This is a genomic window from Xanthomonas arboricola pv. guizotiae (assembly GCF_002940205.1).
In the GTDB taxonomy this organism is placed as follows: Bacteria; Pseudomonadota; Gammaproteobacteria; order Xanthomonadales; family Xanthomonadaceae; genus Xanthomonas; species Xanthomonas arboricola_C.
Genome location: NZ_MDSK01000035.1, coordinates 25,243 through 51,323, shown reverse-complemented (window position 1 = coordinate 51,323; position 26,081 = coordinate 25,243). Strand labels below are relative to the sequence as shown.

Below are 26,081 nucleotides of genomic sequence, written 5' to 3'. Positions count from 1 at the left end.
CCCATTCTTCGTCGGAAATATCGGTCGGATATGGCTTACGAGGCTTCATCCGTATACGTTAGCGTGACAAGAGCAAAGTTCATAACACGCTCTACTCGCCCAACGGCGACGAGGTGCGCTTCCATGGGCCCGATGGCGATAGCGATGTGCGCATCCACGGCAGCCTGCGCGCCAACAACGGGCATGTGCTGAGCGCGGCGGCGGCGGCCGGTCTGGGCATCGCGATGCAACCGGACTTCCTGGCCGACGAGCACCTGGCCGCCGGCCGGCTGGTGCGCATCCTTCCGCAGTATGCACTGGGGGAGATCGGCATCTTTGCCGTCTATGCAAGCCGCAGCCACCTGGCCCCGAAGGTGCGCAGCTTCATCGACTACCTGGTCGACAGCATGGGCGATCCCGGGCGCTGATGAGCCCGGCAACAGTACGTCCCGTCGATGGTCATTAACCTGACACGGCATGTGTGGTCACAATCGGGGTCCCCTCGACCCACAGGACTGCGCATGAGCAAGATCGCCATCATCTACTTCAGCGGCTACGGCCACACCGTCAAACTGGCCGAAGCCGTGCACGCCGGCGCCGCCAGTGTCGGCGAGGCCACGCTGTACCGCATCGATCAGGACGGCAACCTGCCCGACGATGCCTGGGAGGCGATCGGCGCAGCCGATGCCATCATCTACGGCAGCCCCACCTACATGGGCGGGCCGGCGTGGCAGTTCAAGAAGTTTGCCGACGCCAGCTCCAAGCCGTGGTTTGCGCAGGCCTGGAAGGACAAGATCGCCGCCGGCTTCACCAACTCGGCCTCGGTGAACGGCGACAAGTACGCCACCATCCAGTATTTCTGGACGCTGTCGCAGCAGCACGGCCAGGTCTGGGTGGGGACCGGCCTGCTGCCGTCCAACACCAAGGCGCACGGTCCGCAGGACATCAACTGGACCGCCGGTTCGGCAGGCGCACTGGCGATCTCGCCCTCCGATGCCTCGCCGGAAGAAGCGCCGCGCAGCGGCGATCTGGAAACCGCCAAGCTGCTCGGCAAGCGCGTGGCCGAATTCGCCGGCAAGCTCAAGGGCTGAAGCGGCCAGTGGTAGCGCCTGCGTAAGAACACCCGTGCATGGCGGTGGGCCCTGGTCTGCCGACATGCGCGGGTTTCTGCGTGGCGTCGCAGCGCGCGTTCGGGTCTTGCGCCTTGTAACGCCGATGCTTGCCTGTGCGCCGCTCGCCTGTGCGCTCAGCGGGCGCTACGGCAGCCCGCCAGCCGCCCATGGCACGTCATCGCACGGGCCACAACGTGCTAACGCGCACCGCCGCATCCTCCCCTGACTTGTTCGCCGCACGGAGTTTCCCCCACCATGCAAACCCGCACGCTTGGCCGTTCCGGCCCCACCGTCTCTGCGCTCGGCCTCGGCTGTATGGGCATGAGCGCGTTCTACGGCGATCGCAGCGACGAGGCCGGCTCGATCGCGGTGATCCATCGCGCCCTCGATCGCGGCGTCAGCCTGCTCGACACCGCCGACATGTACGGCCCGCACACCAATGAAATCCTGGTCGGCAAGGCCATCGCCGCGCGTCGGCACGAGGTGTTTCTGTCCACCAAGTTCGGCATCAAGCTCGATCCCAATGACCCGTCGGTGCGCGGCATCGATGGCAGCCCGGACTATGTGCAAGCGGCCTGCGAAGCCAGCCTGCGCCGCCTGGGCGTGGAGCACATCGACCTGTACTACCAGCACCGCGTGGACCCCAACGTGCCGATCGAAGACACCGTCGGTGCGATGTCGCGGCTGGTCGAACAGGGCAAGGTGCGTTTCCTGGGGCTGTCGGAAGCCGCTGCAGCGACCATCCGCCGCGCGCATGCGGTGCATCCCATCACCGCAGTGCAGACCGAATACTCGCTGTGGTCGCGCGAGCCCGAGGACAACGGCGTCTTCGCCACCGTGCGCGAACTCGGGATCGGCTTCGTTCCGTATTCGCCGCTGGGCCGCGGGTTCCTGACCGGCGCATTTGCCTCCCCGGACGACTTCGAGGCCGACGATTACCGTCGCCATTCGCCACGTTTCCAGGGCGAAAACTTCACCCGCAACCTGCAACTGGTGGAACAGGTCAAGGCGATCGCCGCCGACAAGGGCATCACCCCGGGGCAGCTGGCGCTGGCCTGGGTGCTGGCGCAGGGCCAGGACCTGGTACCGATCCCGGGTACCAAGCGGCTGGCCTACCTGGAAGAAAACCTTGGCGCGCTCGATGTGGCGCTGATGCCGGACGAGCTCGCACGCATCGATGCGATCTTCCCGCTGCAGGCCGCGTCCGGTACGCGGTATCCGGAAGCGATGATGGGCGCGCTCAGCCGCTGAGCGTGCCCACGTGAGTGCACGCAGTCGCGCAGATAGCCACGACTGCGTGCGCTCACGCCATCGCGCCGGCATGGCTCGCACACTTGGCATCACCACCGTCCGAGTGCCACGTCCTGCCATGCTGTCGTTCGTGATCCCCGCCCATGACGAAGCCGCGCTGATCGGCCAGACGCTGCAGTGCCTGCACGCCTGTGCGCAGGCCATGCAGCTGGACTACGAGGTCATCGTGGTGGCCGATGCCTGCGAGGACGACACCGCCGCCATCGCGCGCGCGGCCGGTGCGCAGGTGCTGGAGGTGCAACTGCGGCATATCGCCGCCACCCGCAATGCCGGCGCGCAGCAGGCGCAAGGCGATTGCCTGCTGTTTCTCGACGCCGATACGCTGATCAACCCGCAGGTGGTCGGCGCGGCGCTGGCGGCGCTGGATGCCGGCGCGGTCGGCGGTGGCGCGCAGGTGCATCTGCAGGGCAGGCGCGTGTGGTTCGAACGCATGGCGCAGGCGACGTTCGGCTGGCTGTTTCGTGTCAGCGGCATTGCCCCGGGCTGCTTCCTGTTCTGCACGCGCGTGGCATTCGTCAGCGCAGGCGGCTTCGATACGCGTTACTACGCCGGCGAAGACGTGGCATTGAGTCGCACGCTGGCACGCTGCGGCCGGTTCGTGATCCTGCGCCAGACCGTGCATACCTCCGACCGCAAGCTGCGCAGCTTTTCCAAGCGCGAGCACCTGGGCCTGCTGCTGCGCTTTCTACGGCATGGACGCGGCATGCTGCAGACCCGCGATGCGCTGGGTTTCTGGTACCAGCGCCGGCGCTGAACCGCGCGTGTCCGCGCGGCCGTGGTGCCGGCCGCGTGCAACCATCGTGTCGGGACGTGACGACGTCGGCAATTTACACTGGTATGTCTGTTTTCGTTTGCGAGTTGCACCCGCATGGCTCTTCTGTACCGTCCTGTCCTGATCGCTGCGCTGTCGGCTGCCCTACTGAGCACCGCCGCGTGCCACCGCGATGGCACCTCACCGGCAACGACGGCGCACGCCACGCCCCCCCCCACCACGCCCAAGCTGGGCGATTTCGGCTTCGATGCGGCAGGCATGGACCGCAGCGTGGCACCGGGCGACGACTTCTTCAGCTACGCCAGCGGCAACTGGGTCAGGACCACCCAGATCCCGGACGACCGCTCCAGCTTCAACAGCTTCGTCAGCATCGCGATCGAGACCGAGCAGCACAGCCGCGACATCATCGAAGGCGCTGCCGCCAACGACCGTGTCACCGGCGAAGACAAGCAGATTGGCGATTACTACGCGGCCTACATGGACGAAGCCGGGATCGAGGCCAAGGGCGTGCGCCCGGTACGACCGGAACTGGACGCGATTGCGCAGCTGGATGACAAGCAGGCGCTGGCGCGCACCCTGGGCGGCCAGCTGCGCGCCGATGTGGATCTGCTCAACTCCACCAACTTCCATACCGACCGGCTGTTCGGTCTGTGGATCTCGCAGGATCTGCATCACCCGGGGCGCTACGTGCCGTATCTTGTGCAGGGCGGCCTGGGCATGCCGGACCGCAGCTTCTATCTGGACGACGGGCGCATGACGCAGATGCGCGACGCCTACCGCGCGCACATCGTCACGTTGCTGGAACTGGCCGGCATCGATGACGCGGCGGCCAGGGCCGAACGCGTCCTGGCCCTGGAAACCGCGATGGCGCGCGTGCACGCCACCGCCGAACAGACCAACAACGTACAGGCCGGCGCCAACCCCTGGAAACAGGCCGATTTCGCGCAGAACGCACCCGGCCTGGACTGGGCGCCGTTCTTCGAGGCGGCCGGCCTGAAGGCGCAGCAGGATTTCATCGTCTGGCAGCCCGGTGCGGTGACTGGCTTGTCGGCGCTGGTGCGCTCCGAACCGCTGCAGACCTGGAAGGATTACCTGAGCTTTCGCGCCCTGGACCGCGCCTCGCCGTATCTGTCCAAGGCCTTCGCCGATGAGCGCTTTGCGTTCTACGGCACCACGCTGGAAGGCACGCCGCAACAACGGCAGCGCTGGAAGCGCGGCATCGACGCCACCAACGCGGCCCTGGGCGAAGCGGTGGGCGAGCGCTACGTGCAGAAGTACGTCAGCGCCCAGACCAAGACGCGTGCCGAGGAGATGGTCAGGAACATCGTCACCGCCTTCGGCAAACGCATCGATGCGCTGGAGTGGATGAGTCCGCAGACCAAACAGCATGCCAGGGCCAAGATTTCCGGGTTGACGGTGGCGGTGGGCTATCCGGACACCTGGCGCGACTACAGCGCGCTGGATGTGCGCCGCGACGACGCGCTGGGCAATGTGCAGCGCGCCGAGCTGTTCGAGTACCGGCGCAATCTGGCCAAGCTGGGCAAAGCCGTGGATCACCGCGAGTGGTACATGCTGCCGCAGGAGGTCAACGCGCTGAACGTGCCGCTGGAAAACCGCCTGCTGTTTCCTGCCGCAATCCTGCAGCCGCCGTTCTTCGACCCGGCCGCCGACGATGCGGTGAACTACGGCGCCATCGGCGCGGTGATCGGCCACGAGATCAGCCACAGCTTCGACAACATGGGCGCGCAGTTCGACGAACATGGCGAGCTGCACAACTGGTGGACGCCGCAGGATCTGAAAAAGTTCGAGGCCGCCGGCAATGCGCTCGCCGCGCAGTTCAGTGCGTACAAGCCGTTCGACGATCTGAGCGTCAACGGCAGGCTGACGCTGGGCGAGAACATCGCCGATGTCGCCGGCCTGGCCACGGCCTACGACGCCTACCAGCTGTCGCTGCAGGGCAAGCAACCGCAGACCATCGACGGCTTCAGCCCGGACCAGCGTTTCTTCCTGGGCTTTGCCCAGGCCTGGCGCGGCAAGTACCGCGACGCGGCGCTACGCAATGCCGTGCTCACCGACGTGCACGCACCCGGACGCTTCCGCGCGCAGACCGTGCGCAACCTCGATGCCTGGTATCCGGCGTTCAATGTGCAGCAGGGCGAGCAGTTGTATCTGCCGCCCGGGCAGCGGGTGCGGATCTGGTAGCTGGTGTTTGCGGTGATGGCCGCTGCCTGTGACGTGGAGCGGGATCCGTGGGCACTATCCCCGCGCCACACCACCGCCCTGCACCCCAGGCAAGCACCCGCACTCATCGCTCCCCTGGCCACTCCAGCAACAGCGTCTGCGGCAGCTGCATGCGGCGGCACGCGCGTGCGGACAGCCCATCGCGTAGCGCGGTGCGGAACAACGGCGACAGGCTGCGCAGCAGCCGCGCCGACGCATGTGCCCGTGCGCGCTGCGTGGTGGTGCGGCCGAGCATGTCGCTGGCCCAGCCCGGCAACAGGGCGGTACCGGCACCGAGGAACACCCCGCGCGACAGACCGGCCGCCGGCACCGGCAGCTGGATGCCGGTGAGGATGTCGAGCACCTCGCGCGAGCGCGTGTCCATGCGCAACTGTCCGCGCACGGTGGCGAAATACGCATCGACCTGTGCTTCGCTGGCAGGCACATCGGCGGCACCCAGCGCTTCGGCGACGCGGCGCGCTTCGTCGTAGTAACGATCGGCGATGTGCGCCGGCACGTCGCGGCAATAACGTCGGCAGCCCTGCAGAAAACCGTAGGCTTCGGTGACGTGCACCCAGGTCAGCAACTGCGGGTCGTTGGCGTCGTAAGGCACGCCGTCGGCGGTGTGGCCGTGGATATGCGAATGGATGCTGCGCACGCGGGCGATCAGTCGCTCGGCCTCCGCGCGCGGGGCGTAGGTAGTGCCGGCGACGAAGTTGGTGGTGCGCCGCAGCCGCCCGATCAGGTCGGCGCGGAAGTTGGAATGGTCGTAGACCCCGGCCAGCGCGCGTGGGTGCAGCAGCTGCAGCATCAATGCGCACAGGCCACCGGACAACATGCCGGGGAATTCGGAATGCACGCGCCAGGTGATGCTGTCGGGCCCGAAGATACCGGGATCCCCCAGTGGCTGGTCGTAGTCGATGGTGCTCTGGCCACGCGGAAACGCGCCCAGCACCCAGCGATGGATCTGCCTGGCGGCGGGAGCAGTGAGGGTACGCAGGACGGCTGACATGCGCGCAAGGATACCTAGGCGGTTGCAAGACCGCGTCGTGGCCTTGAGGGGCTGGGATTGGGGATTGGGGATTGGGGATTGGCGGCTCTGTGTGCGCTGCTCGTCCCCATGCGCGCCGACCTTCTCGACAGGTGCTTGCCCGCCTGTCGCCGGCCCTTGCGCGGCATGCATGCTTGCGCGGCGCTCACGCGATCTGTACGCCTGACCGGGGCGCACCGGTCGCAACCGCCATGGATGCAATCACGCAGGCGCGAGTGTGCAGCGCAGCAAGAATGGCGGCGCACCGCAGCTGCGATCGCCCGGCGAACGCTGCAAAGCGCCTGAATACCGCGATTTGTGCGCCGTTGCGCAGGATTGGGCGGCCATCGGCGCACAGCAGGCATTGCCAAGCACAGCGAAAGTGCTAGAACTAGGGCCGTCCGCGCACCGGCCAGCATCACTGCCAGCCGCTGCGCGGGCGCTCCAGGGCACCGGCGCGTTGCCGGGTGCAGCAAGTCGTTCGTACCAGCCATCCGTCAGGAGCTTGTCATGATCGCTTTGTTCAAGGGTTTGGGCCTGCTATTGCAGGACAACGCACTCCACCGGCGCTCCTTCGACGAGCAGGTCGCGCACTGGCGCGAAAAGACCGACGAACAGCTCGACCAGGAGCTCAATCTGCTCAAGGTGGCCAAGAAACAGTGGGTGATCGCCTCGATCATCGGCTGGCAGGCGATCTCGCTGGTGTTGCTGGGCGTGATCACCCACCAGCTCTGGCAGAACGACTACCACCTCACCTTCAGCCGCGTGGTGATCATCTTCACCTCGTGGGCCTCGATCCTGTTCGTCATGTGGTACATCGCCGATCTGTTCGACCACAGCGCCGGTTTCGAACGCTGGCTGCGCGCCTTCAACAGCCGTGCACGGGTCACCCCGGATGCCGATTCGGTCGAGTGCGTGGCCGATGCGCTGGACATGACCCGCCGCTATCCGGAAGTGCTGCGCTACAAGCAGGAAGTCAGCTCCAGGCGCGAATTGCGCCACGAGGACATCGTCAACATGCGCGAGATGGGGCGGCTGCGTCGCTACGCCGAACTGTTGCGCGATCTGGATCGCTTCGACGGTGCGCCGCGGCTGGTGGCCAATACCGCTCCCCAGAGCGCGGCGGGGACGCTGGCGTAGCGCTCCAGGACTGATGTAGGCTTGCCGGGAGACGCCGACAAGCCGGCGTGTCTGGCGAAACGCGCCGATTGATCCGCCCGATGTCCGCTCGCAACGAAGTGGCGGCTCACACCAGGTTGCGAGCAGTCATCGGATAGGTGCGGACGGCGCGCAGGAACCGGAATATACGGGTGTGGTACATGCCGATTCCGGGCACCGGCCGCGGCCGCCTGACACGGCGCAGTCGTCGCGTCAGGCGCTCTTTGGGTGCGCGCTACCAGGCGGCGCCAATGGCTGCACAACCATGGCGTGCGTGGCGACCAACAAAAAACGGCCGCTGCAGGGCTCCGGCCGTTTGTTTCTGCCTGCGGCGCCCGGCGACAGGCGCCCGGTTCCGCCGGCAGCAATCAGCGATCAGGCGCTCACGCCTGCGCGACCGCCTTCTCCACCGACGGGGTGCGCCAACCGCTGCGCACGCCCCAGATGTAGAACACCGCCCCGACCGCCGCGACCACGGCCAGATCGGTGCCGTAGCTGAGGTAGCCGTGCCCGCCGAAGTCGCTGCTGCCGGCCCAGGACAGCAGCGCGATCGTCGGCAGGTAGCAGATCATCCAGGCCGCGCCCTTGAGGTTGCGGCGCAGGTCCGGCCAGCCCTGCTTGGCCTGGTAGTAGCAGTACACCGGCAGCGCCACGACCATCAGCAGGATGATCTCGCCGGTCAGCGGCCAGCGCGCCCAGTACAGCAGCTCGGTCGCCATCACGAAGGCCACGCCGGCCAGCACCGGCAGCGCGGCGATGCGCAGCGGGCGATGCAGCTCCGGGGCATGACGGCGCAGCGCCATCGCGCTGATCGGGCCGGTGAGGTAGGAAATGATGGTCGCCACCGAGATCACCGCCGCCAGCGTGCCCCAGCCGCGGAAGAAGAACAGGAACACGAACGACACCGCCAGGTTGAAGAACATCGCCATGCGCGGCACGCCCCAGACCGGGTGCAGCTTGCCCAGCACCGACGGCATGGTGCCGTTCTTTTCCATGCCGTAGACCATGCGCGCGGTGGTCGCGGTATAGGTGATGCCGGTGCCGCTGGGGCTGACGAAGGCATCGATGTACAGCAGCATCGCCAGCCAATGCAGGTTGACGATGATGGCCAGCTCGGCGAACGGCGAGCGGAAATCGATGCCGTGCCAGCCGGCCTTGGCCAGCAGGTCCGGCGGCACCGCGCCGATGTAGGCCACCTGCAGGATCACGTAGACCACCGTGGCCAGCGCGATCGAGCCCAGCACCGCGAACGGAATGCTGCGGCCCGGGTTGCGCGCCTCGCCGGCCAGGTTCACCGGGCTCTGGAAGCCGTTGAAGCTGAAGACGATGCCGGCGGTGGCCACCGCGGTGAGCACCGCGGCCAGGTCGAGCACGTGCGCGTCGCCGTGGATGCCGACGCTGAAGTTCTCGCTGTGGAAGCCGCTGGCGATCAAGGCCACGCCGGTCGCCGCCGGCACCACCAGCTTGAACACGGTGATCAGCGTATTGGAGCGCGCGAACAGCTTGACGCTCCAGAAATTCAGGAAGAAATACACCAGCACCAGCACTGCCGAAATCAGCAGGCCCGGCACCGACAACTCGCCTGCCCCGCCAGGCGCCTGCACATACAGCCCTTGCGCCCAGGCCCATGGCCAGGACGCCATGTACTGCACCGAGGCCTCGGCCTCGACCGGGATCACCGAGACGATGGCGATCCAGTTGGCCCAGCCGGCAATGAAGCCGACCAGCGAGCCGTGCGAGTAATGGCTGTAGCGCACCATGCCGCCGGACTCGGGGAACATCGCGCCCAGCTCGGCGTAGGACAGCGCGATGGTGGTGATGATCGCCGCGCCCAGCACCCAGGCCCAGATCGCACCGGGGCCGGCCAGGCCGGCCGCGCGCCAGGCGCCGAACAACCAGCCGGAACCGATGATCGAGCCCAGGCCGGTGAGCATGAGGGCGAAGGGGCCAACGTCGCGGCGTAGCGCGTGTTCGGACATGAGAAGCCTGGCAGTGAGGACGCCGTGAACCGGCAACAAGCCGGCAATGATCGCAGAAGCGGCCGCCGATCGTCAGTGCGTATTCAGGCTTGCGTCCGGTTGCAGCATGGCTTGCTACATTGCTGAAACGTGTTTCCGCCGAGCCAGGCCTGCAACGCGCGCTCAGCCATGGCAATCGGCGCTGGGCGCGCTGGTATCCACACAGGTATGCGCCTGACGCGGAATGCCACGCAGTTCGCGCACCTGCCCGGGCGTCAGCGCAAAGCTGTCCAGCGTCCTGCGTGCGCAGGCCGGCGTGCCCGTCGTGTTGCTTGCGGCAGGCGCGGCGCAGTGTTCCTCGTACACCAGGTAATGGCAGCGACCGCTGCTGCTGGCCAGGCAATGCACATTGAGGTCGGTGGCGGTGGCCAGGGTCTTGCTGAAGATCACGTCCTGGCCATTGCTGGTGGCGCGGGTGATGGAGGTGGTGCCGTTGCGGTCGTGGCAACCGGCCAAGGCAAGCAGGCAATACACGAGGGAGGCGATCAGGCGCATATCAGCAATCCTTTCAGTCGATGCGATCGGGGGAATTACATGCCGCGGAACAGGCTCATGAAGGGCTGGCTGACGGTGAGCGTTTCGCTGCGCCCGCGCAGTGCCAGCCGGCCCTTGCCGGTGTCCTCGCGCACCACCGAGGCGACCGCCTTCATGTTGACGATGGTGGAGCGGTGGATCTGCTTGAACACCTGCGGGTCCAGCACGTCGAGCAATTCGCGCAGCGGCGTGCGCAGGATCGCCTCGCCAGCGGCGGTCATCACCGTGGTGTATTTCTGGTCGGCCTGGAAATACGCCACCTCGTCCAGCGCGATCAGGCGCGTCTCGCGGCCGCTGCTGGCGGTGAGCCAGGCCAACGGCGGCGCGGCGCTGGCGGCAGCAGGGCGCGCGGACAGGCGCTGCAGCAGGGCCTCCAGCAGCTGGCCGTCCGGCTGGCCGGCTGCGGCGCGTTGCTGCACGCGCTGCCAGGTGGCCTGCAGGCGCTCGCGGCTGATCGGCTTGAGCAGGTAGTCCACCGCGCCGTGTTCGAACGCATCGATGGCGTACTGGTCGTAGGCAGTGACGAACACCACCTGGGTACGCGGGCTGACCTCGCGCAGCGCACGCGCCACCTCGATGCCGGTGAGCCCGGGCATGCGGATATCCAGAAACACCACATCCGGTTGCTGGGTGGCGATGGTCTCCAGCGCGCCGGCGCCGTCTTCGCATTCGCCCACCACCTGCAGCTGCGGGCACACCTCGGCCAGCAGCGCGAGCAGGGACTGCCGCAGCAACGCTTCGTCTTCGGCGATCACCGCACGCAGCGCGCTCATGCCTGCACCTGCGCGGTGGAGCTGTGCGCGCCGGGCAACGGCGGCGGCATGCGTGTGGCGGTCATCTGCGCCGGCAGCGGCAGGCTGATGGTGGCGGCCACGCCGCTGGGGAAATTGGACACGATGGCAAAGCTGGCCTTGCCGGCGTAGATCAACTGCAAGCGCTCGCGCAGGTTCTTCAGGCCGATGCCGGTGCCCTGGGTGTGGGTGCCGAAGCCCTGGCCATCGTCGGCCACGGTCAGCGTGGCATGGTCGTCGACGCGACGCGCCAGGATCCAGATCGTGCCGCCGCCGGGCTTGGGTTCCAGCCCGTGCTTGATCGCGTTCTCCACCAGGGTCTGCAGCATCATCGACGGCAGTGGCAGCGCGCGCAGTTCGTAGGGCACTTCCACCTGCAGGACCAGTCGCGTGCCCATGCGGATGCGCAGGATTTCCAGATAGGCCTGGGTACGTTCGAGTTCCTCGCCCAGGGTGGAGATGGCCCCGTCGGCGCTGGGCAGCGAGCTGCGCAGGTACTGGATCAGGTGCCCGATCATGATCTCCGCGCGCGGCGGGTCGGTGCGTGCCAGTACCTGGGCACTAGCCAGCGTGTTGTAGAGAAAGTGCGGCTCGACCTGGGCATGCAGCAGGTTCAGGCGGGCCACCGCCAGTTCCTTTTCCATCACCGATTGCTCGGCCGCGGCCTGTTCGTCGCGACGTTGCTCGCCGACCCGGCGCACCACCGCGCGATTGATCGCCTCGGCGTTCTCGTAATTGCTGCCTTCGTCCACCGCGAACAGGTCCACCCAGGCACCGGCGTCGGGCTCGCACAGCACGGTGACGCTGCTGGTGCCCTGCCCCGGCGTGATCGTCACCAGCACCTGGTTGCGCTTGATCGCAAACCGCGCGAACAGGTTCCAGCGCGAGGGCTGACGTCCTTCGTAAGGGTCGATGCGGCGCACCTTGGCGCGGATCAGCAGGCTGCCGGGCGCGCATTCGATGTCCTGCACGCGCGGCAACGCGCGCACGGCCTCTTCGACCACGGCGAAGCTGGCCTGCACGTCCAGCGGCACCTCGATCTGGCGGCGCTGGCGGGTCGACAAGGTGTCGTGATCCAGCCGCCCGGCGATCAGGCGCACCCGTCGCACATGCGTGATCGCACTCATCAGGGCCAGCGTCAGCAGCACCACGCAGATCAGCCCGAAGAACGCGCCGGTGGAGCCGAACAGCTGCGCCCACATGATCGCGGCCACCAGCAACGCGGCGGCCCAGGCGAACACGATACGCACGATCAGGAAGACGCTGGCAGACACGGGTGGGAGCTCGTTGGGTTGGGACGCGGCGAGCATAGCCGGCAAGCGATCGGGCGAAAGCCCCGGGCGACGAATGGCCACCGGCGCGGCGTCAATGGCCCGGATCGCGGTGCAAAACCTGCCTGGTCGACGGTGGCAGGCACAGATGCGCGCGGTATGCTCGGCGTGCGCGACCGACGATGCTGCGGGGGTGCCGGTCGCTGGCGCGCAGCGCAGGGCCTGGCGTTTACCGGTACTGCACCGCGCGCTACGCGTGGCCGGCCGCGCTGGCGCCGTCGTCCCGATCACTTTCTGCACATCGCTCAGGAGCCGCATGCACCGTCGTCATTTCCTGCACGGCGCCGGCCTCGCGCTCGCGGCCGCTTCCACCGGAAGCTGGGCCGCGACCGGCAAGGCGGCCGCTACGCCGTCCTCGCCGCTACCCGCCACGTCGCCGGGCGCCTCGCCCGACCAGTTCGCCGCAGCGCCGCCGCTGGCGCCGATCCGTGCGGCGGTCGATCGCATCATCGCGATCAACGGCTGCACCCGCCCGTTCCGTGCGCAGGGGCCGCGGATCGAGGCCGAACGCATCGGCCGCAAGACGGTGGTGCACAACTATGGACATGGCGGCAGCGGGTGGTCGCTGTCGTGGGGCGCGGCCGAGCATGCGCTGCGGCTGGTGCAGGCCGCCGATGCGGATGCGCGCGAGCTGGCAGTGGTCGGCTGCGGCGCGATCGGACTGACCACCGCGCTGGTGGCGCAACGTGCGGGCCTGCGCGTGCGCATCTATGCGCGCGAGCGCTTGCCGGATGTGCGCTCGTTCTACGCCACCGGCGTGTGGTCGCCGGACTCGCGCGTGTGCACCAGCGAACACGCCAGCGCCGATTTCAGGACCCGCTGGGAAGAGATGGCGCGCATTTCGTTTCGCCGCTACCAGACCCTGCTGGGCCTGCCGGGCGAGCCGATCGAATGGCGCGATGGCTATGCGTTGTCGGATGTGCCGTTCGATCAACCGAGCGCGTCGGCCGAAGCGCACGAACCGAACTACCCGCCACTGGAGCGCGACCTGCTCGACGATCTCGGCCCACGCTCGCAACCGGTCGCGCCCGGCAGTCATCCGTTTCCGGTGCCGTTCGTGCGCCGCTACAGCCAGCTGACCTTCAACCTCAGCGCCTACGCGCGCCTGCTGATGGACGACTTCCTGCGGGCCGGCGGCGAGCTGTACACGCGCAACTTCGAGCATCCGCGCCAGTTCGGCCAGCTGCGCGAGAAGATCCTGGTCAATGCCACCGGCTATGGCGCGCGCGCACTGCTTGGCGACGACAGCGTCATCCCGGTACGTGGGCAGACCGCACGCCTGATTCCGCAACCGGAAGTGACCTACGGGTTGGTCTGGCGCGGCCACAATCTCAATGTGGTGCCGCGTCGCGATGGCTTGCTGGTGCAGTCGCAAGGTGCCCACGATTTCAACAACCCCGATGCCACGCCGGATCACGCCGCGTCCGCAGCAGCGGTCCGCGAGCTGGCACGATTGTTTCCTGCGCGCTGAATCAGGTTTCCCGCACGCCGCGATCAGGACTCGCCAAGCGAGGCCTGCAGCGCGCGGGCCAGCGCGGCATCGCCAGTGACCAGCTCGTCCCACCGCAAGGCCACGCCCTTGCGGCGGCCTTTTTCGACCAGCCTCAAGCCCTGCGGGTCGATGATCAAGGTATAGGCCAGCTCGCCGATCGGCAGCTGGCGGCGTAGCGGTTTGTCCAACGGCGTCATGGCAGCTCCCGGAACAAGGACGAGCCCACGGTTGTAGCGCATCGCTTTGCAACGGCATGCATTCTCCGTCGTGCATGCCATACGGTCTCGTTGCAGTCGCTGCGCATCCGCATCCATCTCCATGCAATGGAGCGAGATCAACACAGCCGTCTCGGTGATGTGGCATGCACGGTCATGGTCATGCGCCTGGCACGCATCAACAGGTCAGCATCAACTCGGTCGATGCAGTGCGATTGCCACGGCTCGGCGTTAATGCAACGACAGCGCGCGAATCGACAGCGCGCCGCCCACGGCACAGCTCGTCATCGCGCCGGTGTCACCGCATCCAGCGATCGCGCTAACACGCCGACGACTAGCGTAGCGACCATGCGAGGCAGCGTGAGCAAGCACGGCAACAACGCCGCATTGCAGCACCGGCGTCACGCCGGGCACTGCGATGCCCAAGTGATGACGAGCCGGCTCGCACGCAATCGACGCAAGACGCAGACACGCTGCAGCGCACTGTTCATCCATCCAACCATCCAAAGGAGCCGCCCATGGCGATCAAGACAATCGAAGAGCTTTTCGTCCACGAGCTGTCGGACATCTATAGTGCAGAGAAGCAGTTGACCAAATCGCTGCCGCGCCTGGCACGTGCGGCCACCGAACCCAAGCTGGTGGAAGCGTTCAAGCTGCACCTGGAAGAAACCCAGGGCCAGATCGAACGCATCGACCAGATCGTCGAACTGCTCGGCATCAAACTCAAGCGCATCAAGTGTGCCGCGATGGAAGGCCTGGTCGAGGAAAGCCGCGAGGTGATCGACGAGATCGAAGAAGGTCCGGTACGCGATGCGGCACTGATCGGCGGCGCGCAGAAGGTGGAGCATTACGAGATCGCCTCGTACGGCACCATCGCTGCGATTGCGAAGCAGCTGGGCTATACCGATGCGGTCAGCCTGCTGCTTTCCACGCTGGAAGAAGAAAAGGCCACCGATGAAAAGCTGACCCTGCTCGCCGAGCAAGGCGGCAATCAAACCGCGTCCAAGGCCAGCAAAGCGGCCTGATGCATCGCGCAGGCGGCGCTGCCGCCCGCGTTTGCCCGCATTCCACAGGCAACCCCCACCCGTAGCCAGCCTCAGGTTTCTGCGCGCATGCCGCGTTGCAGTCGTCGTCGGGCGCCAGCCAGGAAATACCATCCATGTTCATGCATAACAAGCGTCTCATGTACACCGTTCGCGTGGCCGAACCCAATCCGGATCTGGCCACGTTGATGCTCGAGCAGTTCGGCGGACCGCAAGGCGAGCTTGCTGCAGCGATGCGGTACTTCACCCAGGCATTGGGCGAAGACGATCCGGGCCGCAAGGATCTGTTGTTCGATATCGCCACCGAAGAACTGAGCCACCTGGAAATCATCGGCTCGATCATCGCCATGCTCAACAAGGGCCCCAAGGCCGTGTTGTCCGAGGGCATGGAAGAGGCCATGGAGATGCGCTCGATGACCCAGAACAGCACCAGCCACACCCAGCAGATCCTGTACGGCGGTGGCCCAGCCCTGGTCAACTCCAGTGGCGTGCCGTGGACTTCGGCCTATGTCGATTCGATCGGCTGCCCGACCTCGGACATGCGCTCCAACATCGCTGCCGAAGCACGCGCCAAGCTGGTCTATGAGCGCCTGATCACCGTCACCGATGATCCGGGCATCGTGGATGCGTTGCGCTTTTTGATGACGCGCGAAGTGGCGCACCAGAAGTCGTTCGAGAAGGCGCTGTATTCGATCGAGCCGAACTTCCCGCCCGGCAAGCTGCCGGGCGACCCGCGCTTCGCCGACATCTACTACAACATGTCGCAGGGCGAAGGCGATATGGTCGGCCCGTGGAATGCCGGCGAGCAGTGGGAGGTGGTGGCAGACCGTGAGCTGCAGTCCGCAGTCGACGGTGGCGATGGTTCGGCCACGGTTGCGCTGGATGCGACCCAGACCGAAGCGCTGGACGCGATGTCGCTGCGCCTGCTGTCCAATCCGGAACTGGATCGGGTGACCGGTGCAGACCTGGGCGCAGGCCCGGGTGCCGGCTCCACCACCGGCGACATCCAACGCTGATCTCCATTCACAGCGTTTGCGGGAACTGGCCCGGGTCGTTCGCGACCCGGGCTTTTTTTGATGCGCTGCAGACAACGGCGCATTGCTAGAGGTCAATGTGCGCGGCCAAGCGGTGTTTCCGGTCGCCGATGCGCTGCTGGAGCGCGGCGTGCCGTTTTCGTTCTGCTGCGGCGACAAGCGTGACACGCGACCGCCGCGGTTTGCGCACCTGTCGTATTGCATGGAGCCGTACAACCCGCGCATCCTCACCGCCCTGCCCGGTAACCAGACCCAGCCCGCCGAGCGTTACGGATCGATGCCGTCGGTGGACATCGCATCGTCCTGGCGCAGGGCGCGCTCTTCTTCGCCCAGTTGATTGAGCAACTCCACCGCCGATTGATGGGTGGCGCGCAAGGTTTCCATGGGCTTGGAGGTCTCGTGGCGCAACGCATACAACGCAAAGCCCATCACGTTGAGGCGATTGCGCAACTGATGCAGCAGCTCGCGCCGCCGCCCCTGGGATGCATCGCCCACTAGGCGTCCTTGTCGCTGAGCCGGTTGTGCAAGGTGCGTACACTGATGCCCAACTCGCGCGCCGCCGCCTTCTTGTTGAAGCGCGTGCGCGCCAATGCCGCCTCGATCATGGCGTCCTCGGCCTGGCGCATGGTCCACCCCGCCGGAATCAGCAAGCCGTCTTCGTCGGCCTGCGGTACGGTCTGCACCACATCCGGCGCGCTCAACAGATCGCCGTCCGAGCGCAGGTACAGATAGCGGATGAACGAGCGCAGCTCGCGCACATTGCCCGGCCAGGTGTGGTAGGCCAGGTAGCGCAGCAACGATTTGGTCGGCAGCTTGCGGGTGCCGTACTTGACGTTGAGTTCATCGATCACGCGCAGGCCCAGCAGCCGCGCGTCGCCGCGACGCTCGCGCAGCGGCGGCACCTGGATCGGGTATTCGTTGAGTCGGTAAAACAGATCCTCGCGCAACACGCCGTGCTCGCGTTGCACGTGCTGGTGGGTGGCCGCGACCACGCGCGCGTCCAGCGGAATCTCCTCGCTGCCGCCCACGCGCATGAAGCTGCGCGACTCGATCGCGCGCAGCAGGTAAACCTGCAGCCGGGTCGGCATCTCGCCGATTTCATCCAGGAACAGCGTGCCATCGGCCGCCTGCTCCAGGAATCCGGCATGCCGACGATCGGCACCGGTGAAGCTGCCGCGCTCGTGGCCGAACAACTGGCTGGCCAGCAGTTCCTCGGGAATCGCACCGCAGTTGACCGGCACGAAGCGACCGCGCCGGCCGGAGACCCGATGGATCGCGCGCGCGACCAGATCCTTGCCGGTGCCGGTCTCGCCGGTCACCAGCACATTCAGATCGGTCGGCGCCACGCGCAGGATGTCCTTGCGCAACAGCACGATGCTGTCGCTGTTGCCGACGATGCCCAGGTTGCCCTGCTGCGCCTCGCGCAGGTCGCCAAGTACACGTTCCAGCCGCTCGGGCGCGAACGGCTTGGTAAGGAACTCGCTGACACCGAACTGCTGCGCGCGGCCCTCGGTTTCGTAAGCGTAATCGCCCGAGACCACCACGATCTGCGGCGTGTGATCCGGGTCGAGCCGTTCGATGAGATCGAAGCCGCTGCCGTCCGGCAGGCCAACGTCCACCACCAACAGGTCGGGGAAGTTGCTGTCCAGCCAACGGCTGGCTTCGCCAAGGGTATGCATACCCTTGGCGTGGAAGCCTCTATCGGTGGCTAACTCGACCACCTGATCGCAGAATTCCACGTCGTCGTCGATGATGGCGCAGGAAAGACGGTCCATGGGCGCTTGTGTCCGCAATGACTAGTACATGTTCAGTAGAGAATTGTGACGGCGGCGCGAAAGACGCGCCTGCACACCACACCAGATGGCACATCCGTGTCACGGCCGTCGAGCCGTGTGACGCCCGCTCCCCCAAGTCGAGCTCGCCGCAAAGAGTTGACCGAAGTACGCATGGCCGCGCTGGCTTGCGCCAGTGCCAAGCGTCATGGTCGGGGTCGGTCAGCGCCTCGAATTGGTCGAAACGCCAAGAAGCGCAAGGTTTGCAGGGAGAAGAGGTGGCCGGAGCGGGAGCGCCACGCAGCTGGGTCGACGGATCAGCTCGCTTGAATTGCGCCACGACGCGACTGCTGGAATGCCGGCTCGTGCCGTTGCGGATCGACGCCGCTTGCAGGCGTTGCGCAAGCCCGGCTGCAAGGCCGGCGGGTGCGCTGTCCTGCCGATAGCCTACGCCGCGGCTGTGGAGAAGATGTGCAGGATTGCCGGAACGGCGCTGCGCCGCGGCGGCATTGCATGCGCCGGCGTGGCGAACGCCGCAGCGACAGCGTCAGCACGGCTCAGCGTTTCTCCGAGCCGTCCGGTCGTTCGTAATCGTGTTCGGGGTCGGCCTTGTTTACATCGCGGTCTTCGTCTGGCATGTCGTGGACCTTCCACTCGACATCCTCGTTGCCCTGCTCCTGTGGCGTAAACGGCTTTTGCTGGTCGTCATCCGGACCCCACGGCTTTTTCGGTTCACTTCCCATCGTCGTCTCCTGCGTTGTGGTCGTGGGTCCACGTTAGGCCGGTGCGCATTGCACAGCAGTGAACAACGCCGCGCAATGGCGTGAAGCAATCTGCGCACGCGCACGCTGCGGCAGCCTCAACACACCTCGCCGACATCGCCTAGCCCGCACGTTTACGTTGACGCACGCACACTGCCACGCATTGTGATGCGTCACACCGTCAGGAGACCGAAATGCCCGTACCCAACTACCCGCGTCCACCATTCAAGCCGCAGCAGCAGAGCTTTCCCGGACGTACCGCCAAGATGGACCCGCGCCCGGACCACGGCGAAGACAGTTATGTCGGCCATGGGCAGCTCACCGGCAAACGTGCATTGATCACCGGCGGCGACAGCGGCATCGGTGCGGCCGTGGCGATCGCCTATGCACGCGAAGGTGCCGACGTGGCGATCGCCTATCTCCCCGATGAGCAGGAAGACGCCGCCAGAATCGGCGCATTGATCGAGAAGGGGGGCGTCAAGGCCTTGCTGGTGGGCTGCGATATCAGCGATCCCGCCCAGGCCGCTGTATTGATGGAACAGGTCAACACCACCTTCGGCGGTCTGGATATCCTGGTCAACAATGCCGGCTATCAGCAATATTTCCAGAATTTCGAAGACATCACGCTGGAGGAATGGCGCAAGACCTTCGATACCAATGTGCACGCCGTGTTCCACCTGGTGCAGTTGTCGGTGCCGCTGATGAAGGACGGCGGCTCCATCATCAATACCGCCTCGGTGCAGTCCAAGAAACCGACACCGAACATCCTGCCGTATGCCGCCACCAAGGGCGCGCTGGCCAACCTGACGATCGGCCTGGCGGGCGTACTGGCCGACAAGCACATCCGCGTCAACGCAGTGCTGCCGGGGCCAATCTGGACGCCGTTCATTCCTGCGGGCATGGATGAGGAATCGGTGGAAAACTTCGGCGGTCAGACGCCGATGGGCCGTCCGGGGCAACCGGTGGAGCTGGCATCGGCGTACGTGATGCTGGCAGCCGATACCGCCAGTTACACCTCGGGCACCTTGCTGACCATCGCCGGTGGCGCGGTCACGCTATAACGCAGTCCAGCATTGCGCCTGCAAGGTCCGCCCGCTGATGACTCAGCAAGCTGGGCTTTTCACGCATCCAGGCGCGCACGGTGGTGCATCCGCGCCGTGGAGGACCTGCGCATCGGCGCCACGCAGGGTCAGACGATCCATGAGACCTCGCGCCACGCATGCCCATGACGGCAACAGGCAGCCTACGCTGCCTGTTGCCTATTACCTGCATTGCGCCGCGCAGCATGCGCTGCGCGATCGGCACCGATGCTGTCAGTGCGGCTGGTTCGAGGTGGCCCGCAGTGATTTGGCGTGATCCAGATGCTGGGCGATGGTCTGGCGTGCACGCTGCAGTTCCTTGCCCAGATCGCTCGATCCTGGCTCGCTGGCCAGCTGGTCGTCCAGCAACGTCAAGGCCTGCTCGTGACTGGTCACGCTGGCCTGCAGGTACTGCGTTTCGAACTCCTTGCCGTCCAGGTCCTGCAGACGCTTGCGCGTGCTGTCGGCGCGGGCGGATGCAGCCTGCGCCAGCGTACCGCCGCGATCCGGTGCGAAACGGCTGAGATCGGTCAGGGCTGCGCTGTGGACTTCATCCATCTTGCGTGCGAATTGCAATGTCTCGCCACCGAGGCCCTTGACGACTGCCAGCTGCGCCAGCGTGCGCTCGTGCTCGTTGAACACCGCCAGGGCGCCAAGGGCCTGCTTGCGATCGCCGGAGGAGAGTGCAGCAGCATCACGTAGCGGGTCGCCGTGCGGCGGCGTGCTGCCCGTGTTGGCCGTTGCACCGGGTGTCTGATGTTGAATGTCGCGATCGTTGTTCTTTGGGCTGGCCGCTTCACCGGACTCATTCTGACGACGCTGCCACGCCTTGTAAGCCACGTAGCCCACTGCGCCGGCGGTCACCATCTTGAAAATTCCCATCGTTGTCTCCTGGTTGATCGCACAAACTACGATCGTTGATTGTCGCGGTCGCATGCTCGCGGTAAGCAAGGGCTGCGAACGATTCGGCGTGTCACCCCCGAGGGTGCGAGCGCGCGGGTTATCCAGACGTGACACGCGCATCAACGCTGCGTCGCCAATCGAACCCGTCCACACCGTGCGCACGCTCCGTGCTGATGGACTTAACGGCGCAGTACCGACACTGCCGTGTGTTGCCGCACATCGACGGCCTTTTCCGGAGAAACCCCCATGCTCGCCCTCAACTATCACGGCTCACGCGATGTCCGGGTCGAAACCGTGCCGGATCCGATCCTGGTCGAACGCGACGATCTCATCCTGCGCGTGACCGCCACGGCCATCTGTGGTTCGGACCTGCATCTGTACCGCGGCAAGATTCCGGACCTGCGGCACGGCGATATCCTCGGCCACGAGTTCATGGGCATCGTCGAAGACGTCGGCCCAGACGTCAGCGCGGTCAAACGCGGCGACCGCGTGGTGATTCCGTTCGTGGTGGCCTGCGGGCGTTGCTTCCACTGCATGCTGCAGGAATTCTCCGCCTGCGAGACCACCAACACCGGCAAGGGCGCGGCGCTCAACCACAAGGACATGCGGCCACCGGCGGCGCTGTTCGGCTTCAGTCATCTGTATGGCGGTCTATCCGGCGGGCAGGCCGAATACGTGCGCGTGCCCAAGGCCAATGTCGGGCCGTTGGTGGTGCCCGATGCCTTGCACGACGAGCAGGTGCTGTTCCTGTCCGACATCCTGCCGACCGGCTATCAGGCCGTCATCGATGCCGGGGTCAAGCAGGGCTCGACCGTGGCGATCTTCGGTGCCGGCCCGGTGGGCCTGATGGCGGCGGCGTGCTGCCGCATGCTGGGCGCCGAGCGCATCTTCATGGTCGACCGGCATGCCTACCGGCTGGACTTCGCATCCAAGGCCTACGGCATCATTCCGATCAACTTCGACGAAGTCGACGATCCGGCCGATGTCATCGTGTCGCAAACCGATGGCCGCGGCGTGGACGCCAGCATCGAGGCGGTGGGCTTCGAGGCCGAAGGCAGCGCGATTGAAACCGCACTGACCAACTTGAAGCTGGAAGGCAGCAGCGGTGTTGCAATCCGCCAGTGCATCGCGGCGACGCGCCGCTGCGGTGTGGTCAGCGTGCCGGGCGTGTATGCCGGCTTCATCCACGCCTTCATGTTCGGCGATGCCTTCGACAAGGGGCTGAGCTTCAAGATGGGCCAGACCCATGTGCAGAAGCATATGCCGCACTTGCTGGAATGCATCGGCAACGGCGAGCTCAAGCCCAGCGCGATCATCTCCCATCGCATGCCGCTGGCCGACGCAGCGCGTGGCTACGAGCTGTTCGACAAGAAGCAGGACGATTGCCGCAAGGTGGTGTTGACGCCGTAGCCGCAGGCAACGCTGCAAACGCAAACGGCGCGGTCGATGACCGCGCCGTTTGCGTTCCCGGCTGGTGTGGCCGGGTCAGTCCAGCGGCTTGGCCGGCACGAATGGCGACACCGGGTCGCTGGCCGGAAAGGTTTCTTCCAGCGCATCGTCCTGCAAGGCGTCCTGCTTTTCCTTCTCGCTGCGGTGGTCGTCGTGATCGCCGGCCAGATCGGGCGCAGTTGCGTGCTGAGGGGCAGTGTTCATGGGATCTCCTGTCGCGTTGATGCAGACCACTCAACGCTACGGCGGCGTGCCGATGGCACAGGTGAAAGCGGTCTTCGCATTAGCACGACAAAGGCAACCGTTTAGGAAAATGTCGGATGCAGCGGCACAGTGTCGCAACGTAGCGATCGTGCGCACGCGGCCCACGGCATGACTGAGCGCGCAGGATGCCGATGCTTGCGTCCATAGGCAGACACGCAACGCATGGCACTGCCGGCAATGCGATCACCGCGTTTTTGCGCCGCAAGCAAGCGGCCTGCTACAGCCACGGCGGGGACCGGTTCACACCCCGGCGCGCCCAGGGTGTATGGTGCAAGGGCGGCCGGACTCCGGTGTCGCCCCACTCTATCTGGCCTTTTCCATCAAGAATCTCTGCGAACGTTGCGACGCCGTCTGTTGCCGGCTCACCGTCATGGTCGATCCATCCGACCGCATCCCCAACCACTTGACCAGCGTGACACCGCAAGGTTGGCACGTGATGGCGCGTGACGAGGAAGGTTGGTGCGTGGCCATCGATGCGGCACGCATGTGTTGTTCGATTTACGAGACGCGGCCGGCAATCTGCCGGCGTTTCGTCATGTCCGGGCCGTATTGCCGCGACGTGCGTGCCACCTACGACGACCAACGCCGGCGGGGCATTCCCTTGACGCTGTACAACGCATGAGGATTTCGCCATGAACAACTCCCGCCGTCAGTCGATGACCGTGAGCAATCAGCCAGGCAAGCCGCGTTTGTCCGAGCAACGGCTGGCCGCCGACCTGGAGGCGTTCCAGCAATCCGGCGGCGCGATCGAGCGTCTGGGCGATACCCCGCTGCGTCGCGACAAGAAGCGCGGCGAGCCTGAGGCCGCCCCTGCCAAGGCAGTCAAAAAACCTGCTGCCACGGCAACCGACGCGTCCGAAGCAGAGACCGCGACAACCGCAACAACCGACGCCGAGTGAGCGCGTCGCAGTGGCAGCGCACCTGCGGTGTAGCTGTCGCTGCTGGAGTTGGGCGATTGATGGCGCGCCGCGTGCAGACACCGCGGCCGGCGAAAAGGGCAGCGTCTTCTTCGACAATGGCCTGCGCCCGGCACGCAGACGCGTGTCGCCATCAGGCAGACCGTTGCGACTTACAGCAGCTGCGCGTGCTTGGTCGCGCCAAGTCCCTGCGCCAGGGATGCCATTTCGTTGGCCAGGCTGATCAGGTCGCCGCCGGCTTGCGCGGCAAGGGTCATGATGCGTTGATACGCGTCCCAGAAGTCCGGTCCACTGCCATAGGCAGCGTGGAACTCTTGCAACTCCAGGACCATGAGATCGGACACCTGCATGTCGCAGCGGTCCATTGCGGTCACCTCGTTGGGGAGTCGTCCCCGGAACGGCAGCCTACACGCGTTCACCTGACAAAACAGGGTCGGCCGTAAGACAGCGCAGCTGTAGCTGAACTGGTCAGAGAGCAGGCGCAGACCGGCGTGATTGCGCTTGATCGAGCCCGCTGCTGGGTGTGCTGGCAGGTGCGCTGACCCGAACCTGACGCTGCATCGCGGCGATTAGATGCACACCGTGCGCAACCGCTGCCGCAATCCCGCACGCCACTGCACCACACCACGCCAGGCGCCGCACTCACGCCGCATCCTGCAAGCCCTGCTGCAGGCATTCCAGCAACCGGCTCAGCTTGGGCAGCAACTGGCGCGCGCGCATCCACACCAGATGCAGCGGCAAGCCTTCGGTATCGCACTGCGGCAGTACCGCGACCAGGCTGCCGCGCTGCAGATGCTGGTCGATCAGCCAGGTCGGCAGCTGTGCGATGCCCAACCCGGCCACCACCGCATCCACCTGCGCCTCGGCATTGCCGAACACCACCCGCGCGTCCATCGCACGCTGTTCCACCGGCCCTGCGCCGTGCCGCAGCAACCACGGGCTACTGCTGCCGTCGGCCTTGCCGTAGAGCACCGCATCGTGCGCCAGCAAGGCAGCGATGCTGTCGGGCGTGCCGCGCTGCGCCAGGTACTGCGGCGCGGCGCAGAACACGCGTTTTTCATGGCCCAGATAGCGGTGCCCCAGGCTGCTGTGCCAGTGATCCGGCCCGCCGATGCGCACCGCGATGTCGATGCCTTCTTCGGCCATGTCGACGAAGCGATCGGTGAACGAAATGACCGGTTGCAGGCCGGGATAACGCTGGAAGAACGGCAGCAGTACCGGCAACACCTTGTGCCGGCCAAAGCTCACCGGCAGGTCCAGCCGCAGCCGGCCGGTGGGCGCCTGGCCTTCGGCACGCAGCACGTGCTCGGCCTCCTCCAGCTCGTCGAGCACCTTGACGCAGACCCGGTAGAACGCCGCGCCGGCGTCGGTCAGCGCCAGCCGCCGGGTGGTGCGTGCGAACAGGCGCACGCCCAGGCGCGTCTCCAGGCGTGCAATGGCCTTGCCCACTGCCGAGCTGGTCAGGCTGAGCCGCTCGGCGGCGGCCGTGAAGCTGCCGGCATCGGCGGCACTGACGAAGAGATCGATGCCTTTGACGCGTTCGGACGGATGCATGGCGGCATATTCAAGAACTGAAGTCCGCAATGTACGGAAAATACTCCCGATATACGATCTTAATTCTTTCCTATGATGACCAGCCCACACTGCGGCGCCTGCCATGTCTGCTGTCGGCTCCACCCCCTCCCCCGTTTCCGCCACCGCGGCGCCGGCCGCTGCACGCAGCGGCCTGGCGATCTTCATCCTGGCATTTGCCGCGTTCGTGATCGTCACCACCGAGTACCTGATCGTCGGGCTGCTGCCCGGCCTTGCGCGCGACATGGAAATCTCCATCTCCGCCGCGGGCCAGTTGGTGACCTTGTTCGCCTTCACCGTGATGTTGTTCGGCCCGCCGCTGACCGCGTGGCTGTCGCATCTGGATCGCAAGCGCCTGTTTGTCATGATCCTGCTGGTGTTTGCGGTCTCCAACGCGGTGGCCGCACTGGCACCCAACATCTGGGTGCTGGCATTCGCCCGCTTCGTGCCGGCACTGGCATTGCCGGTGTTCTGGGGAACCGCCAGCGAAACCGCCGGGCAACTGGCCGGGCCGCAGCACGCAGGGCGCGCCGTGTCGCGGGTGTATCTGGGCATTTCAGCGGCGCTGCTGTTCGGCATTCCGCTGGGCACGGTGGCCGCCAACAGCATCGGCTGGCGTGGCGCGTTCTGGATCCTGGCCGCCCTGTCGCTGGCGATGGCCGCGGCACTGGCGCTCTGGATGCCGACCGTGGCCCGCAGCGAACGGGTAAATCTGCGTCAGCAGGCCGGCATCTTCGGCGAGCGCTTCTTCCTGGCCAATGTGACCCTGTCGGTGGTGGTCTTCACCGCCATGTTCACCGCCTACACCTATCTGGCCGACCTGCTGGAACGCAGCGTGGGCGTGCCGGCGGCGAATGTGGGCTGGTGGCTGATGGGCTTCGGCGCGATCGGCCTGATCGGCAACTGGCTGGGCGGGCGGGTGGTGGATCGCTCGCCGCTGCGTGCCACGGCGGTGTTCCTGCTGCTGCTCGCGCTGGGCATGGCCTTGTGCGTGCCGGTGGCCAAGACCGGCGTGCTGCTCTATCTGACCCTGGCGGTCTGGGGCATTGCCTATACCGCGCTGTTTCCGATCAGCCAGGTGCGGGTGATGAACTCGGTGACCCACTCGCAGGCACTGGCCGGCACCACCAATGTGTCGGCGGCCAATGCCGGCATCGGCATCGGCGCCATCATCGGCGGGCTGGTGATTCCAGCCTGGGGGCTGGGCAGCATCGGCTATGTGGCCGCCGCGGTGGCGCTGCTGGGCGTGGTGCTGATTCCGTTGGTACATCGCGCCCGAGGCTGAGATGTCGCCTTGCGGGCCAGGCGCCTCTGGCCCGCAGCG

The 26,081-nt window shown here is 66.2% G+C and carries 25 protein-coding genes, 1 other RNA gene and 3 pseudogenes; 15 read left to right on the top strand and 14 right to left on the bottom strand.

Annotated features, from left to right (window positions below):
- Positions 1–92: 92 nt before the first annotated feature.
- From XarbCFBP7408_RS18020 to XarbCFBP7408_RS18000, 5 genes and pseudogenes are all read left to right on the top strand, one after another.
- Positions 93–407, top strand: a pseudogene (locus tag XarbCFBP7408_RS18020) (LysR substrate-binding domain-containing protein); the annotation flags it as partial.
- A gap of 93 nt (positions 408–500) precedes the next feature.
- Complete coding sequence (locus XarbCFBP7408_RS18015; protein WP_039518741.1) at positions 501–1,070, top strand: flavodoxin family protein; 570 nt, start codon at positions 501–503, stop codon at positions 1,068–1,070.
- A 276-nt stretch (positions 1,071–1,346) separates the two neighbouring features.
- Positions 1,347–2,342 carry an aldo/keto reductase gene (locus tag XarbCFBP7408_RS18010; protein ID WP_104564118.1) on the top strand — a complete coding sequence of 332 codons (996 nt, stop codon included), beginning with the start codon at positions 1,347–1,349 and terminating at the stop codon, positions 2,340–2,342.
- Between the two features lie 118 nt (positions 2,343–2,460).
- Entirely contained in the window at positions 2,461–3,156 is a 696-nt protein-coding gene (locus XarbCFBP7408_RS18005) for a glycosyltransferase (RefSeq protein WP_104564117.1), read from the top strand.
- Positions 3,157–3,306: 150 nt separating this feature from the next.
- The gene (locus XarbCFBP7408_RS18000) at positions 3,307–5,376 is read left to right on the top strand and encodes a M13 family metallopeptidase (RefSeq protein ID WP_181106853.1); all 2,070 of its coding nucleotides are present in this window, start codon (positions 3,307–3,309) and stop codon (positions 5,374–5,376) included.
- Between the two features lie 103 nt (positions 5,377–5,479).
- Here XarbCFBP7408_RS18000 and XarbCFBP7408_RS17995 read toward each other — a convergent pair whose 3' ends face one another.
- On the bottom strand, positions 5,480–6,406 hold the full coding sequence (locus tag XarbCFBP7408_RS17995; protein ID WP_104564115.1) for an oxygenase MpaB family protein: 927 nt from the start codon (positions 6,404–6,406) through the stop codon (positions 5,480–5,482).
- A gap of 439 nt (positions 6,407–6,845) precedes the next feature.
- On the opposite strand from XarbCFBP7408_RS17995, the pseudogene XarbCFBP7408_RS17990 reads away from it, so the two are divergent.
- A pseudogene (locus XarbCFBP7408_RS17990) lies at positions 6,846–7,564 on the top strand (hypothetical protein).
- A gap of 103 nt (positions 7,565–7,667) precedes the next feature.
- Here the strand turns inward: XarbCFBP7408_RS17990 and XarbCFBP7408_RS17985 are convergent.
- The 5 genes from XarbCFBP7408_RS17985 to XarbCFBP7408_RS17965 all read right to left on the bottom strand — a co-directional run bounded on the left by XarbCFBP7408_RS17985 (position 7,668) and on the right by XarbCFBP7408_RS17965 (position 12,199).
- Positions 7,668–7,745: non-coding RNA, sX9 sRNA (locus XarbCFBP7408_RS17985), on the bottom strand.
- Positions 7,746–7,965: 220 nt separating this feature from the next.
- The gene (locus XarbCFBP7408_RS17980) at positions 7,966–9,561 is read right to left on the bottom strand and encodes an APC family permease (RefSeq protein WP_104564114.1); all 1,596 of its coding nucleotides are present in this window, start codon (positions 9,559–9,561) and stop codon (positions 7,966–7,968) included.
- 162 nt (positions 9,562–9,723) lie between these two features.
- The gene (locus XarbCFBP7408_RS17975; protein WP_065032928.1) at positions 9,724–10,095 is read right to left on the bottom strand and encodes a hypothetical protein; all 372 of its coding nucleotides are present in this window, start codon (positions 10,093–10,095) and stop codon (positions 9,724–9,726) included.
- 35 nt (positions 10,096–10,130) lie between these two features.
- Positions 10,131–10,907, bottom strand: a complete 777-nt coding sequence (locus XarbCFBP7408_RS17970; protein ID WP_104564113.1) for a LytR/AlgR family response regulator transcription factor — start codon at positions 10,905–10,907, stop codon at positions 10,131–10,133.
- Positions 10,904–12,199 (bottom strand): sensor histidine kinase, encoded by a 1,296-nt coding sequence (locus tag XarbCFBP7408_RS17965; protein ID WP_104564123.1) that lies wholly within the window; start codon positions 12,197–12,199, stop codon positions 10,904–10,906. The genes XarbCFBP7408_RS17970 and XarbCFBP7408_RS17965 overlap by 4 nt, the downstream gene beginning before the upstream one ends.
- A gap of 313 nt (positions 12,200–12,512) precedes the next feature.
- On the opposite strand from XarbCFBP7408_RS17965, the gene XarbCFBP7408_RS17960 reads away from it, so the two are divergent.
- Entirely contained in the window at positions 12,513–13,727 is a 1,215-nt protein-coding gene (locus tag XarbCFBP7408_RS17960) for an FAD-dependent oxidoreductase (RefSeq protein WP_104564112.1), read from the top strand.
- Between the two features lie 23 nt (positions 13,728–13,750).
- On the opposite strand, the gene XarbCFBP7408_RS17955 is transcribed toward XarbCFBP7408_RS17960, so the two are convergent.
- Positions 13,751–13,945, bottom strand: coding sequence for a hypothetical protein (locus tag XarbCFBP7408_RS17955; protein ID WP_104564111.1), 195 nt, complete (start codon positions 13,943–13,945; stop codon positions 13,751–13,753).
- 536 nt (positions 13,946–14,481) lie between these two features.
- Between XarbCFBP7408_RS17955 and XarbCFBP7408_RS17950 the strand changes: the two genes are divergently transcribed.
- The 3 genes and pseudogenes from XarbCFBP7408_RS17950 to XarbCFBP7408_RS17940 all read left to right on the top strand — a co-directional run.
- Complete coding sequence (locus tag XarbCFBP7408_RS17950) at positions 14,482–14,988, top strand: ferritin-like domain-containing protein (protein WP_104564110.1); 507 nt, start codon at positions 14,482–14,484, stop codon at positions 14,986–14,988.
- 134 nt (positions 14,989–15,122) lie between these two features.
- Positions 15,123–16,022 carry a manganese catalase family protein gene (locus tag XarbCFBP7408_RS17945; protein ID WP_104564109.1) on the top strand — a complete coding sequence of 300 codons (900 nt, stop codon included), beginning with the start codon at positions 15,123–15,125 and terminating at the stop codon, positions 16,020–16,022.
- A gap of 67 nt (positions 16,023–16,089) precedes the next feature.
- Positions 16,090–16,305, top strand: a pseudogene (locus XarbCFBP7408_RS17940) (response regulator); the annotation flags it as partial.
- 2 nt (positions 16,306–16,307) lie between these two features.
- On the opposite strand, the gene XarbCFBP7408_RS17935 reads toward XarbCFBP7408_RS17940, so the two are convergent.
- The 3 genes from XarbCFBP7408_RS17935 to XarbCFBP7408_RS17925 form a co-directional block, all read right to left on the bottom strand.
- Positions 16,308–16,535, bottom strand: a complete 228-nt coding sequence (locus XarbCFBP7408_RS17935; RefSeq protein ID WP_181106851.1) for a hypothetical protein — start codon at positions 16,533–16,535, stop codon at positions 16,308–16,310.
- Positions 16,535–17,815, bottom strand: a complete 1,281-nt coding sequence (locus XarbCFBP7408_RS17930) for a sigma-54-dependent transcriptional regulator (RefSeq protein ID WP_181106849.1) — start codon at positions 17,813–17,815, stop codon at positions 16,535–16,537. The genes XarbCFBP7408_RS17935 and XarbCFBP7408_RS17930 overlap by 1 nt, the downstream gene beginning before the upstream one ends.
- 554 nt (positions 17,816–18,369) lie before the next feature.
- Entirely contained in the window at positions 18,370–18,555 is a 186-nt protein-coding gene (locus XarbCFBP7408_RS17925; protein ID WP_104564107.1) for a hypothetical protein, read from the bottom strand.
- Positions 18,556–18,767: 212 nt separating this feature from the next.
- Between XarbCFBP7408_RS17925 and XarbCFBP7408_RS17920 the strand changes: the two genes are divergently transcribed.
- Positions 18,768–19,634 (top strand): glucose 1-dehydrogenase, encoded by an 867-nt coding sequence (locus XarbCFBP7408_RS17920; protein WP_104564106.1) that lies wholly within the window; start codon positions 18,768–18,770, stop codon positions 19,632–19,634.
- A 252-nt stretch (positions 19,635–19,886) separates the two neighbouring features.
- Here the strand turns inward: XarbCFBP7408_RS17920 and XarbCFBP7408_RS17915 are convergent, their stop codons facing one another.
- A complete protein-coding gene (locus XarbCFBP7408_RS17915) occupies positions 19,887–20,534 on the bottom strand; it encodes a DUF4142 domain-containing protein (RefSeq protein WP_104564105.1) in 648 nt (215 codons plus the stop codon).
- Between the two features lie 267 nt (positions 20,535–20,801).
- Between XarbCFBP7408_RS17915 and XarbCFBP7408_RS17910 the strand changes: the two genes are divergently transcribed.
- Positions 20,802–21,965 carry a zinc-dependent alcohol dehydrogenase gene (locus tag XarbCFBP7408_RS17910; RefSeq protein ID WP_104564104.1) on the top strand — a complete coding sequence of 388 codons (1,164 nt, stop codon included), beginning with the start codon at positions 20,802–20,804 and terminating at the stop codon, positions 21,963–21,965.
- Positions 21,966–22,040: 75 nt separating this feature from the next.
- Here XarbCFBP7408_RS17910 and XarbCFBP7408_RS22835 read toward each other — a convergent pair whose 3' ends face one another.
- Positions 22,041–22,208 (bottom strand): hypothetical protein, encoded by a 168-nt coding sequence (locus tag XarbCFBP7408_RS22835; protein WP_181106847.1) that lies wholly within the window; start codon positions 22,206–22,208, stop codon positions 22,041–22,043.
- A gap of 430 nt (positions 22,209–22,638) precedes the next feature.
- Between XarbCFBP7408_RS22835 and XarbCFBP7408_RS17900 the strand changes: the two genes are divergently transcribed.
- Both XarbCFBP7408_RS17900 and XarbCFBP7408_RS17895 read left to right on the top strand, forming a co-directional pair.
- Entirely contained in the window at positions 22,639–22,890 is a 252-nt protein-coding gene (locus XarbCFBP7408_RS17900; protein ID WP_016900936.1) for a YkgJ family cysteine cluster protein, read from the top strand.
- A gap of 10 nt (positions 22,891–22,900) precedes the next feature.
- Complete coding sequence (locus XarbCFBP7408_RS17895; RefSeq protein WP_104564102.1) at positions 22,901–23,167, top strand: hypothetical protein; 267 nt, start codon at positions 22,901–22,903, stop codon at positions 23,165–23,167.
- A gap of 170 nt (positions 23,168–23,337) precedes the next feature.
- On the opposite strand, the gene XarbCFBP7408_RS17890 is transcribed toward XarbCFBP7408_RS17895, so the two are convergent.
- Together XarbCFBP7408_RS17890 and XarbCFBP7408_RS17885 are read right to left on the bottom strand one after the other, a co-directional pair.
- The gene (locus tag XarbCFBP7408_RS17890; RefSeq protein WP_104564101.1) at positions 23,338–23,550 is read right to left on the bottom strand and encodes a hypothetical protein; all 213 of its coding nucleotides are present in this window, start codon (positions 23,548–23,550) and stop codon (positions 23,338–23,340) included.
- A gap of 277 nt (positions 23,551–23,827) precedes the next feature.
- Entirely contained in the window at positions 23,828–24,739 is a 912-nt protein-coding gene (locus tag XarbCFBP7408_RS17885; protein ID WP_104564100.1) for a LysR family transcriptional regulator, read from the bottom strand.
- A 103-nt stretch (positions 24,740–24,842) separates the two neighbouring features.
- Between XarbCFBP7408_RS17885 and XarbCFBP7408_RS17880 the strand changes: the two genes are divergently transcribed.
- Complete coding sequence (locus tag XarbCFBP7408_RS17880) at positions 24,843–26,042, top strand: MFS transporter (protein WP_181106845.1); 1,200 nt, start codon at positions 24,843–24,845, stop codon at positions 26,040–26,042.
- The last annotated feature ends 39 nt before the right edge of the window (positions 26,043–26,081 follow it).

Coding starts and splice junctions, on each gene's coding strand:
- XarbCFBP7408_RS18015 (WP_039518741.1), top strand. CDS start 501: ATGAGCAAGATCGCCATCATCTACTTCAGCGGCTACGGCCACACCGTC.
- XarbCFBP7408_RS18010 (WP_104564118.1), top strand. CDS start 1,347: ATGCAAACCCGCACGCTTGGCCGTTCCGGCCCCACCGTCTCTGCGCTC.
- XarbCFBP7408_RS18005 (WP_104564117.1), top strand. CDS start 2,461: ATGCTGTCGTTCGTGATCCCCGCCCATGACGAAGCCGCGCTGATCGGC.
- XarbCFBP7408_RS17995 (WP_104564115.1), bottom strand. CDS start 6,406: ATGTCAGCCGTCCTGCGTACCCTCACTGCTCCCGCCGCCAGGCAGATC.
- XarbCFBP7408_RS17980 (WP_104564114.1), bottom strand. CDS start 9,561: ATGTCCGAACACGCGCTACGCCGCGACGTTGGCCCCTTCGCCCTCATG.
- XarbCFBP7408_RS17975 (WP_065032928.1), bottom strand. CDS start 10,095: ATGCGCCTGATCGCCTCCCTCGTGTATTGCCTGCTTGCCTTGGCCGGT.
- XarbCFBP7408_RS17970 (WP_104564113.1), bottom strand. CDS start 10,907: ATGAGCGCGCTGCGTGCGGTGATCGCCGAAGACGAAGCGTTGCTGCGG.
- XarbCFBP7408_RS17960 (WP_104564112.1), top strand. CDS start 12,513: ATGCACCGTCGTCATTTCCTGCACGGCGCCGGCCTCGCGCTCGCGGCC.
- XarbCFBP7408_RS17955 (WP_104564111.1), bottom strand. CDS start 13,945: ATGACGCCGTTGGACAAACCGCTACGCCGCCAGCTGCCGATCGGCGAG.
- XarbCFBP7408_RS17950 (WP_104564110.1), top strand. CDS start 14,482: ATGGCGATCAAGACAATCGAAGAGCTTTTCGTCCACGAGCTGTCGGAC.
- XarbCFBP7408_RS17945 (WP_104564109.1), top strand. CDS start 15,123: ATGTTCATGCATAACAAGCGTCTCATGTACACCGTTCGCGTGGCCGAA.
- XarbCFBP7408_RS17930 (WP_181106849.1), bottom strand. CDS start 17,815: ATGGACCGTCTTTCCTGCGCCATCATCGACGACGACGTGGAATTCTGC.
- XarbCFBP7408_RS17925 (WP_104564107.1), bottom strand. CDS start 18,555: ATGGGAAGTGAACCGAAAAAGCCGTGGGGTCCGGATGACGACCAGCAA.
- XarbCFBP7408_RS17920 (WP_104564106.1), top strand. CDS start 18,768: ATGCCCGTACCCAACTACCCGCGTCCACCATTCAAGCCGCAGCAGCAG.
- XarbCFBP7408_RS17915 (WP_104564105.1), bottom strand. CDS start 20,534: ATGGGAATTTTCAAGATGGTGACCGCCGGCGCAGTGGGCTACGTGGCT.
- XarbCFBP7408_RS17910 (WP_104564104.1), top strand. CDS start 20,802: ATGCTCGCCCTCAACTATCACGGCTCACGCGATGTCCGGGTCGAAACC.
- XarbCFBP7408_RS22835 (WP_181106847.1), bottom strand. CDS start 22,208: ATGAACACTGCCCCTCAGCACGCAACTGCGCCCGATCTGGCCGGCGAT.
- XarbCFBP7408_RS17900 (WP_016900936.1), top strand. CDS start 22,639: ATGGTCGATCCATCCGACCGCATCCCCAACCACTTGACCAGCGTGACA.
- XarbCFBP7408_RS17895 (WP_104564102.1), top strand. CDS start 22,901: ATGAACAACTCCCGCCGTCAGTCGATGACCGTGAGCAATCAGCCAGGC.
- XarbCFBP7408_RS17890 (WP_104564101.1), bottom strand. CDS start 23,550: ATGGACCGCTGCGACATGCAGGTGTCCGATCTCATGGTCCTGGAGTTG.
- XarbCFBP7408_RS17885 (WP_104564100.1), bottom strand. CDS start 24,739: ATGCATCCGTCCGAACGCGTCAAAGGCATCGATCTCTTCGTCAGTGCC.
- XarbCFBP7408_RS17880 (WP_181106845.1), top strand. CDS start 24,843: ATGTCTGCTGTCGGCTCCACCCCCTCCCCCGTTTCCGCCACCGCGGCG.